The sequence below is a fragment of the Paenibacillus paridis genome, from assembly GCF_006345825.1.
In the GTDB taxonomy this organism is placed as follows: domain Bacteria; phylum Bacillota; class Bacilli; order Paenibacillales; family Paenibacillaceae; genus Pristimantibacillus; species Pristimantibacillus paridis.
Window position 1 is genome coordinate 17,511 of sequence record NZ_VCIX01000068.1, and the last position, 11,774, is coordinate 29,284.

General features: G+C 49.6%; 3 protein-coding genes. All 3 read right to left on the reverse strand.

Annotated features, from left to right (window positions below; genetic code table 11):
• Positions 1–140: 140 nt before the first annotated feature.
• Positions 141–7,523 (reverse strand): 5'-nucleotidase C-terminal domain-containing protein, encoded by a 7,383-nt coding sequence (locus tag FJQ58_RS32240; protein ID WP_162341288.1) that lies wholly within the window; start codon positions 7,521–7,523, stop codon positions 141–143.
• A 410-nt stretch (positions 7,524–7,933) separates the two neighbouring features.
• Positions 7,934–9,715 (reverse strand): ABC transporter ATP-binding protein, encoded by a 1,782-nt coding sequence (locus tag FJQ58_RS03945; RefSeq protein WP_139991127.1) that lies wholly within the window; start codon positions 9,713–9,715, stop codon positions 7,934–7,936.
• A 12-nt stretch (positions 9,716–9,727) separates the two neighbouring features.
• The gene (locus FJQ58_RS03950; protein ID WP_139991128.1) at positions 9,728–11,470 is read right to left on the reverse strand and encodes an ABC transporter ATP-binding protein; all 1,743 of its coding nucleotides are present in this window, start codon (positions 11,468–11,470) and stop codon (positions 9,728–9,730) included.
• Positions 11,471–11,774 lie beyond the last annotated feature (304 nt).

Sequence of the window (11,774 nt, forward strand, 5' to 3'; positions counted from 1 at the left end):
CTTCGCGTAGCATGCCAAGAAAGGTAGAGAAGAGCGAACGATAAGATATCTTTTCCTATATTTCAAGAAAAAGAAACGTCCCACTCCACTCTTCGCACAGTGGATTGGAACGTTTCTACTAGGTTTATTTGTCGTATCGCTTAACTTTTGCTTTTCTCATACGCTAGCGCTGACAATATGAGCGTTACAACCTCTGCTCGAGTCGCTTTGGCTTGAGGCGCAAAACGATTGTCGCCCACGCCTCCGATCAAGCCTGCATTTTGCGCTGCCGCAATATACGGCCTAGCCCAAGCAGGAATATCTCCTACATCTGCAAAAGTTGTTTTTGCATTCGGATCAACTTCGATTCCGAGCGCGCGAACTAGAATAACGGTCATTTCCGTTCTCGTCAAGGAACTCGATGGCCTTAGCGTATTATCTTCATAACCCGCAATGACTTTATCTTCGATAAGCTGGGCAAAAAAGCTTCTTGCCCATACTGGCACTTGGCCGGCATCCGCAAATTCGAGCTTGCCCTCTGACGATTCAAGCTTGAATGCCCGCCCAACCATCGTAATAAATTGCCCTCTTGTCGCGGTATCTTTAGGATGGAACGTGCCATCTCCATACCCATTCACAAAACCAAGCTTCACGGCATCTTCAATTGCTTTTGCCGCCCAATGGCTGCCAACATCACTGAACTTAGTTCCCGTGCCTCCGCTGCCGTCAGGTGTCGGCGTCGGTTTTGGAGTCGGATTCGTTGGTATGACGATAGGCGTCGGCGTTGGTGATGTCGTCGGTGTTGGTGTTGGTTCCGTCGGCGTCGTCGGCGTCGGCTCCGTTGGTGTCGTCGGCGTCGGTGTTGGTTCCGTCGGCGTCGTCGGCGTCGGTGTTGGTTCCGTCGGCGTCGTCGGCGTCGGAGTCGGCGTTACCGTATTCACTTCGACAATCCGGCCTTCGGTCACCGTATTTATCGTACCTAATTGGTCAATGTACTCGCGGAATACTTCGTAATCCACAAGGTTCATCTCATACTGGCGTCCAGCATCCTTAGCCTGCTTCATCGAGCGGTAGAAATCCCCGCCGCTAGCCATAAAGGAGTTAGTTGCCACGAAATAGTAGGCTTCCAAATCAATCGGACTGAAGCTGCCGTCCGCATTTTTGATTTCGACCTTTGTAATTCGTTTGCCTTCTTGTGTAAGCTGGCCATTCGCGTCCAATATTTCCGGCTGCTGCTTAATATCATAGTAGAATCGCATGCCGGACACTTGCGGGAAGCGGCCTTGACCGGTTTCAATTCCGCTCACGCCGTTCTCGAGTGCAGCAACAATCTCTGCGCCAGTCATACGCAGCGACGTAAGATTGTTACCGAAAGGCATAACGGTAAGCAGCTCACCTAGCGTAATATCGCCGTCAACCTTGCCTTCTGCGGTCTGCTTGATGGAAGCGCGAATGCCGCCGCCATTTTGAATCGCAACAAAGCCTTTGACCTCCAAGTCCTTCAAGCTCGAATTGCTGTTCACGAAGCTTTTCACTTTAGAGATCATGCCGTCTGCCATCAGGTTGCCAAGATTGGTTTCTTTATAGCGGACAGAATTGCGCTCGCCATCCAAAAACACATTCGTTTTGCCGATGACTTCCTTTTGAATCTCCTCAACACCTTTACTGTACTCCTTTAGCATTTCCGTCGCTGTTGCGTCAGCTGCATAACCGCTGATCGCCAGCAGCTTGCCATTCCATGCCGTCAATACACCCGCTTGGTCAAATTCCAAATCCAGACGGCCCAAGTAATTGCCGTATTCTTCTGCTTGCACAACCAATGTAGGTTCTCCGTCCGCATGATAAACAAGTGGAGCATCTACCTTCGTATGGCTGTGGCCGCCAACAATCACGTCAATGCCTGTTACTGCTTCAGCCAAAATCTTATCAAATTCATTGCCCAAATGCGTGAGGGCTACAATTTTGTTAATGCCTTCATCCTGAAGCATTTTCACTGTTTCTTTAGCCTTGGCAATATAATTTTCGAACTCGATGTTATCGCCAGGTGACGCAAGGAATTTCGTATCTTCGGTCGTCAGACCGAACACGCCGATCTTCTCTCCATCGCGATCCAAAATAATTGCATCGTAAATTTTCCCTTCAGCTGCCGGGTTGCCAATGGCCTCCTCGGAGACAAGCCCATTCAGCGCCGGTTCCTTGCTGAAATTAATATTGGAGCTTACAAACGGGAACTGAGCTTTCTTCACAAAATCAGCAAGCGTAGCTGGTCCTTTATCGAATTCATGGTTTCCGAACACCATGGCATCGTAACCAATGTAGTTCATAAACTCCAAATCCGCCAAACCTAAATATTTATTAAAGTACAGCGTACCCGAGAATACATCGCCTGCATCAAGCAAAATCGATTGCTCCACTTCGGAACGAATCTCATTAATCGCCGTGATTCGTTTGGCAACCGAGTCCAGATGGGCATGCGTGTCATTGACATGCATCAAGGTAACCTTGAATGGCTCATCGCCCTCGGATGGAAGCGGCTCGCCTTTCAAGTCAGTCGTCCGGCCTTCCGTACCTGTGTTAATCGTCCCTAGTCCCTCGATATGCTCCAGGAACACTTCGTAGTCAACAATGTTGAGCTCATGCTGGCGACCCGCATCCTTCGCCTGCTTCATCGAGCGGTAGAAGTCTCCGCCATTTGCCATGAACGAGTTGGTTGCTACAAAGTAATAGGCATTCAAGTCAATCGGGCTAAAGCTGCCGTCGGCATTTTTAATATCTACCTTCATCACGCGTTGGCCAGCAGTCACCAAGTTTCCATCAGCATCCAGAACTTCAGGCTGCTTCTTGGAGTCATAGTAGAAGCGCAAGCCCGACACTTGCGGGAAGCGGCCTTGGCCGGTTTCGATTCCGCTTACGCCGTTTTCCAGTGCACCGACTATTTCAGCGCCTGTCATACGAAGCGCCGTCAGGTTATTCCCGAAAGGCATAACCGTGAGCAGCTCGCCCATGGTGATTTCGCCTTCTTGTTTGCCTGCTCCGGTAGTCTTGATCGAAGCGCGGATACCTCCGCCGTTCTGAATGGCAACAAAGCCTTTTACATCATATTGGCTAAGCTCTGCATTGCCGCTCACCAAGCTCTTCACCTTGGCAACCATGCCGTCCGCCATCAGGTTCCCAAGATTGGTCTCTTTGGCGCGAACAGTGGTTCGCTCGCCATCAAGCATTACGTTCGTGTGTCCGATGACTTCAGCTTGTATCTCTGCAACGCCTGCTTGGTAAGGGACAAGCATAGCAGTCGCTTCCGGATCAGAAGCAAAAGTCGCAATATCGAGCAGCTTGCCATTCCACTTAGTCAGCACGCCTGCTGCATTAAATTTAAGCTCCAATTTGCCTAAATATTTGTTGTACTCTTCCGCTTGAACAACAAGCGTAGGCTCGCTATTAGCATGGAATACCTTTGGAGCATCTACCTTCGTATGGCTGTGCCCGCCGACGATGACGTCGATGCCGGCAACTTCTTCCGCCAATACGAGATCGAATTCATAACCCAGATGAGTTAAAGCTATAATTTTGTTAATGCCTTTGTCTTGCAGCTTTTTCACTGCCAGCTTCGCTTTCGCGATATGATCCTCGAACTTAATATTTTCGCCAGGCGAAGCAAGGAATTTCGTGTCTTCCGTCGTTAAACCGAATACACCGATTTTCTGCCCATTTCTGTCCAAAATAATAGAATCATAAATCTTGCCTTTTTCCGCTGGCTGGTCCGCAGCTTGCTCAGATAAGTAGCCGCTAAGCGCTGGTTCTTTGCTGAAATCGATGTTCGAGCTTACAAATGGGAACTCAGCATCCTTCACAAAGTTTGCAAGCACCGATGGCCCTTTATCAAATTCATGATTGCCGAATACCATCGCATCGTATTTGAGCTTGTTCATAAATGCCAGATCGGCCAAGCCTAAAAACTTATTGAAAAACAGCGTGCCTGAGAATACGTCCCCGGCATCAAGCAAAATCGAATTTTCCGTTTCGTTGCGAATTTGCTTAACAGCGGTAAACCGCTTCGCCACATTCGCCAGATTCGCATGCGAATCATTCACATGCATAAGCGTCATTTCAAAATCTGCATCCTGCTTAGCTGAAAGATCAAGCTGTGCAAGAAGAGGATCGTGATCGCTCACTCTGCCCTGCTGTGTAGAGAAGTCTGCATTGACATGTACGACATCGATCGCTGCTTTCGCAGCAGTACCTTTGTCCACCAAAATATGATCCAGCGTTTGCGAATTGCCGTCATAAATATAGGAATAACGTTCCGAAACCGGAAGCGCATCAACCAAATTGGATAATTCCGCGCCCTTGAGCTTATTAAGCGTACCTGAGAATTGGAAATCATTAAAGTCTCCCAATACTACCACGCTAGCTTCAGGGTCTTTGGTTGTCAGCTCTTTAACGAAGCTGTTCACCGCATCTGCCTGCTTCGCGCGTTGTACCTCACTGCTGCGGACTACCGGCTGAATATCGCCCCAAGGCTTATCGTCCCCGCCTTTGGAATTCAAATGGTTCGCGATAGCCACAACGCGTTTCCCTTGGAAAAGGAATTCTGCGACCAGTGGCTTGCGGGATGAAGCGAAGGTCGTTGCGTCCGCCGATCCGATTCGCCCAGGATTTTGGGTCAGTCCTCCGACTCCATTTACCTTAACCGTTGATGAGAAATCGCCTTTTTTCCCTTTGGCAAGATCTACGCGGTCAGGATTGTACAAGAAGCCTACGCGGATGTTGCCTCCCGGCGCGCCGCCATCCTTATTATTTTCCGGAGCGATGTCCGTATAAGCATAAGTTGGGCCGCCTTGCGCCTTGATGGCGTCAATCAGCGTTTTGAAGCTTTGAGAAGCATCGGTTGTGCCGGTATCCTTCTCGCCATCATTGTCCTGTACTTCCATCAAGCCGATAATATCCGGTTTCTTCATGTTTGTGACGATGATAGCCGCGATTTTTGCAGCCTTGGCCGTTTCCGAGGCGCTGAAGTTCTCTACGTTAAACGTAGCAATCGTCAGCTTGTCCGGGTCTGGCACAAGACTCGTTACCTTCTGCGCATTCGTGCTGCGGATAACCGCTGGCAGGGCTTCCGTCGGAAGCAGCTTGTAAAGGTCGCTTGCGTATTGAATGACGCCTACGATATTGCCGTCAAAGGCATCGCCGGTTTTAATCTCGCTGCCCGCAGGCTTTGCGGCAACGAACAATTTTTGCGGGTTCAGGCTGCTGTCTGTCTCGTTCAGGCCATTGCCTTGCAGCACAATGCCGCCAGCAGCTGTTTTAACCGGATTGTTGGAACCATTGTCAAAAGTAACCGGAGTTACGGCATTGGCATAAGGTCCTGTAATCGTAGGATTTGTAATTTCAACAAGCATGCTCTCCAAACTCTCGAAGAAATCAATTGCATCGACAGCAGGATTAAACTGGCCAAAGCTGTCCGAATCGATCAAATTCGGAATCACGCGTCCGCCTGTCCCGATTAGAGTAGCAGTAGGAAGCGGATTGTTGCTAGATAGCTTATTAATAACTGATGCATTAATTTGCGTAACGGTCAGGGAAGGGCTATTCCCATACTCCTGAACCGTACCTGTTACCGATACGCTGTCTTTCACGGCTAAGCCATGAGCCTTCTTATAAACCTGGATAGCCTCCGAGGTATTCGGATTGTTATCCTGCTCCTCATCTGGCGCCTGCAGATAGAAGGAATCTGTGCTTACGGAAGTAATAATGCCCGTTACATTGGAAACTTGTACATTATTATAGATCGATTGATGCGTTTCGCCTTGAATCGTATGAATGGCAATGCCATTCGTGTTCTGCAGCACTTTGTAAGTAAATGTGGCTACTTCGCTTGTCACTCCGCCAGCTGTAACGACCGCCTTGATAACGGTATCTGCATTAATGACGATTGGAGCGCTGTAAACCGTACCCACCGTTGCGGAAGGAATCGTTCCATCCGTCGTGTAACGAATGGCGCCGTTCTCTGCAAGCGTGCTTAGCTTGACCGACCCACCTGCATTAATGCCGCCGGAAGGAATGCTTGCCTGAACAGCCAGTCTTTTCTCAACAATGTCGAGCGGTTGGCGAGGAAGCAGCTCCAGCCCTACGCTGGAATGATAGGTCATGACGCCAGTTACCTGCTCAAAGGTTTTGCCAGCGGCAAAGGATGCGTCAGAGGAATAGATAATGACTTTGCCTCCGTTAACAGCATCCGCAGCTGTTACAACGCCGCTAGCCACACTTTCAACGGTAATATTATTCACTTGAATCAAACGGCCTTCGAATTTATTGCGGTTTTCTGTTGTTTTGCCAAAACTAGTTGAATCTGCGATCATCGGTGCCGGTACCGCAACGGTACCCGTTACCTTCGTATTTTCGGCTGCGGCTTCCAGTTGGAGCAAGCCGTTGAATTCCGTCAGCTTTCCATATGCTTCAACTTGATCGCCAGGCTCTGCGGAAACCGAATTCGGAACTCTCACTACAATGCCGTTATTGGCATCCTGAACGAACAAATTAACGAAAGCTCCAGAATCCGCGCGGTGCGTAATAACGCCGCTAAGCGTAACGCTTGTGCCAACCGCAGCAGCACGGGCCTCAGCAATGGTCATCATGCTGGAGATCGTATAAGAGAACGCTGTAAGCGCGCTGTTTGCCAAACCATCCTTCATTGCGTAAGCATGGACGGTTGTTGGAGCCGTTATCACGATAGACGAAACTCCCGGCTGATACAATTCGAAATCTTCCGGAGCGATTTGCGCATCGCCTGATCCGTATACACTGTAATACACGCTTGCGCCAACCGTTGGCGATGAGAGCTTGATCATTGTGCCGGATGGCACCGCTCCTGCGCTGACGTCAGCAGTTACCGCTTCCACTCCGTCCGCAGCAGCGCCGTAGGAGGAGTTCCGCGGATCTGGCGTGCCCACCTCATAATCAGTGCTGTTGTTATTCGTGTCCAGAGCACGATTGCCCTTACGTACAGCAGCTGTTACATTTGTAAGCGCAACTCCCGTTGGACCTGTACCCTCAAACTCGCCAGCTGTACCGTAACCAACCAAATCAATCGTCTGGTTGCCGCTGTCTACCAGCTTCACCTTGCCGCTGGCGCCTGCCATATTCAGCGTGCCAATCGCATCCGGGCTCACTAGGTTAGGCGAATTTGTATCCGCACCCGCAGCCTGCTGGGTCAAATAATACTTGCCTGGCCCTATTTTACCTGTTAAGGCCATCGTATTGCTTCCAGACGTTGGCCATGCTCCCGTTGCAGAAGCGTATAGCAACGTCATCCCCGTTAAAGTAATTTCATGATTAGTCGGGTTATATAGTTCAACGAAATCCTGCCTAAAGGTCGAGCCTGTACCATTTCCCCCTGCGCCATACACCTGAGAAATAACGACATTGTCCCCCGCAGGCGTTGCATAGGCCGGACTTCCCAGACTGCCCAGCATACCGGTTACAACCAGTACCGCCGCTAACAGCATGCAGACTTGTCTTTGTATGCGTCTTGTCAATCGCTGCATTCTTTTTTACTCCTCTCTGAGTACCCTAAATAGTATTTAACATCTGGCATACCTTTACTAGCGTAATGAAAAAATGTCATGAGAGTATCGAAATGAAATTAAGTTCTAGTAAACATGCACATTTGTTCATAGGCGGCAACGAAAATCCCCTTCGCTCCAAAACATGCATGCCATCTGTAAGAAGATTATTTGCATAAAGGAAAAAAGGGGATTTCAGCTTTGGGCCCTAAAGCATTACGAGCCGCCTATAAATGTAATGTAAACTGACATTAAACTTATTGAAGAGTATACAGTGGAACATTTTTCCTGTCAAATTGGTAGAAAGGAGTAATGTTATTGATTGTTCTCACGAAAAAAGTGCCATATATATGACTTTTGAAGTCGTCTATATGGCACTTAAGACTCTTTTTTTACCTAATATCCACTTCTTGGGTCGCACTCGTCTCAGCGACTCCCGCCTTCTCGCCTTTCTGGAGCTGATACATTTTGAAATATCTGCCCTCCAGCGCCATCAAGGCTTCATGATTGCCGCGTTCGACAATTTCGCCTCGGTGCAAGACGAGGATTTGGTCAGCTTCCCGAATCGTAGACAGCCTATGCGCGATGACAAGCGTTGTCCGGCCTTGACTCACTACGCGCAGCGCTTGCTGAATGAGCCCTTCCGTCTCGCTGTCGATGCTTGCGGTGGCTTCATCCAGGATCAGAATCGATGGATCAAAGGCGAGCGCTCTCGCGAAGGAAATCAGCTGCCTTTGGCCAGAGGAGAGCGTGCTTCCTCGTTCGACGACCTGCTCATCATAACCGCCAGGCAGCTGTTCGATGAAAGGAGCTGCTCCGACATCCTTCAGCACGCTTTTTACGCGCTCAATGGAGATGTCCTTCTTGTAAAGGCTGACGTTAAACTTAATATCGCCGGCAAACAAATACGGGTCCTGCAGTACAATTCCCATATGCTTGCGCAGCGCTTGCTTCGAATAAGTCGATATGTCGCGTCCATCGATAGAGATCACACCCTGATTCGGCTCATAAAAACCGAGTAAAAGATTCATAATCGAGCTTTTTCCTGAGCCCGTATGGCCGACTAAAGCGACCGTTTCCCCTTTGCGCGCCTCAAAAGAGATCTGCTTCAGCACATTCTCTCCGTCATTGTAGGCAAAGGTGACGTTGTCGAATTTCACGATCCCCTGCGGACGCTTCACCTGGCCGGCTTCTTCAACCTCCACACCATCCATATCCAATATGGCGAATACCTTTTCCGCCGATACGAATGCCCGCTGCGCATTCGTCAGCTGATCAAATATCCCGATAATCGGCTGGAAGATCCGGCCCAAATAATCAATAAAGGCATAGAACACCCCGAACATGATTGAGGTTTCAAGCGAAGCGCGGCCAAAATACCAAATGACAAGCGCTGTTACAAGGCTGCCGATGGTGCCCACAATATTTCTCGAGGACATGGCAAATACCCGGAATTGCTTGATTTGATTGACATACCTGTCCTCATTCAGCACCTCGAACTCATCCAGCGTGACCCGCTCGCGGCGAAAGGCTTGAATAATAGGCATGACCACAATGGATTCATTGATCATCGCATTCATATCGCTAAGCCGTGCACGCATAATGGTAATGTACCGCTTGGAATATTTTAAATGGATGACCATGATGAGCGCGAATAACGGCGGCAGCAGCAAGCAGAACAAGGCTAGGCGCATATCCAAAATAAAAAGCGCCGTAAATATGCCGAGCAGCTGTACGAAGCTAACGACGAAGGTCGCCATAAAACTCATGAACAAATCGCGAACGGCCTCCGTATCATTGGCTATTCTCGATACGGTTTGCCCGATCGGCGTGTTATCGAAGTAACGCAGCGGAATCCGCTGAATATGGCCCATGAGATCCATCCGCATATTTTTTATAATTTTCAGGGCTGTCGATTGCAAAATATACGATTGCGAGAAGTTGCCGATGCTGGCGATGAGCAGCAGCCCCATGTAAAGGGCAAGCAGCCAAAGCACAGGCTTCAGGTCATTTCCGTCGACTGCCAAATGCTTGTCAATAATCGTCTTGATGATGAACGGACCGCCAAGCTCGGCGCCTACCGCACAGCAAAGAATAAGCAGTGCGCCAATAATTCTGTACTTATAGACGAGAGCATATTCGAATAGTCTTCTCGCCGTTGATTGCTTTGGCATTGAACAGCCTCCTCATTCTTCCAAGCTTGCTTCCATTTGCTGTCGATCCCATTGCTGCTTATACCAACCGCCGAACAGCATCAGTTCTTCATGGGTGCCTTCTTCAATGACGCGCCCCTCATTCAATACGATAATCCAATTCGCATGACTGACCGCCGATAGTCTGTGCGTCGTAATAAACGTCGTTTTCCCTTCACGTTCGAGGCGGATATTGTGCAAAATGCGGCTTTCCGTACGGGCATCGACCGCTGACAAGGAATCATCCAGCAGCAAGATTTCGGAATCAATGAGCAGGGCTCTCGCGATGGCTAAGCGCTGCTTCTGGCCGCCAGACAGCATAACGCCATTCTCGCCGACGATCGTCCCGAGCCCCTCCGGCATAGCTGCGATATCCTCCTTAAATGAAGCCATCTCTACCGCACGGGCAACTTCCTCCGGGGTAGCATCTGGTTTCCCAAGCGCGATATTGTCTCGGATCGACTTGGACAGCAGCAAATGCTCCTGCGGAACATAGGCCGTCCAGCGCCTCATCTGATCAATCGCAATCCGCTCGATCGGAACGCCTGCAATATACAAACGCTCCTGCTCCAGCGGATATTGCCGAAGCAGCTGCTTGAGAAGCGTGCTTTTTCCGCTGCCCGTTTTCCCGACAATGCCAAGCGTCTGCCCTCGTTCGAGCTGAAACGATACGTTGTCCAAGCTGGGCTGGCTCGCCGTAGGGTAGGTAAAGGTAAGGCCCTTGGCTTCGATGCTCTCAGGCACTGCTATGACCGCAGGCTTGTCCAAATCCTTCAAATCCGGCTTTTGCGTAAGCGCCTGATCTAGCCGCTCAGCCGATGCGCTGCCGCGCTGCAGCACATTGATAAACTCTCCGAAAGAAATCATCGGCCAAATCAACATGCCCAAGTAAATATTAAACGTCACCAGCTGGCCTAGTGAAATCTCGTTTTGAAAAACCAGATAGGAGCCATACCCTATTCCGATGGAATAGCTGACGCCAACAATTAAAGAAATAATCGGCTGAAACAACGCATTCAACAGGGAGACCCGTTTATTCTTCTGCATCACCTCGCTAGTCACTCGGTCGAAGGCAGCCAGATCGTCAGACTCCTGCACATAGGAACGGATGACACGTATGCCGGAAATGGACTCCAGCGCGTGGTCATTCATTTTACCGAAGGAGGCCTGCGCGTCAAGAAACCGAGTTCTCACCTTCTTGCCGAGCTTGCTGATGACAACCGCAAGCAGCGGCAGGGGAATAAGCGCTGCCAGCATTAATTTAAAACTGACGAGCGAGATCATCATAATCACGACAACCGAAGCGCCCACCAGCGTATTCACCAGCGTCATGACGCCGTACCCAGCGGTTTGCCCGATCGCCAAAATGTCATTGGTGGCTAGCGCCATGAGCTGCCCCGTGCTGTTCCGCTGAAAAAAAGCAGGCGTCATCCGCGTCATATTCGCAAGCAGACGGCCTCTTAGCAGCTTCTCGACCAGTGCCGAGTTCCCAAACAGCCTCGTTATCCAAATATAAACCATGACGTAGAGCAGCAGCGCCAAGCCAACCAGCAGCAGCACCGTTTGCGTCAAGTCCGCCGAGGTAAGCTGTCCTTCTCTAATGTGGTCCACCGTCTTGCCGATCAGATTGGGAGGCACCGTTGAGAGCAGGCTTACGAGCGCCATAACGCTGATCGCGAGCGTGTAGCTCCCCCATCTATCCTTTAAAAACCATCGCAACCGATGTACAAATGACATCTAATCCCCTCTTTCTTACGAACATGTGTGCCATTTTTAAGTATAGCAGTTTGCTAGTTCACATTTCACCCTCCTGCAGGACGAAAAAAAAAAAAAAAGAAGAAAGCGAAATCATGCCCGCTTCTTCTTCATCGCTATTCACAATTCATCGCTCGTCTTGGCNTCGAAGGAAAAGAAGCCCCGCAAGCAAAGAAATGATGCTCGTAAGGATCAATACGGATATCCAGCCACCATTTATGTTCATTAAGAACGGATAGAAAATAAGGACTGCTGCATAAGTAATCATGTAAAAATCCCTGCGAAA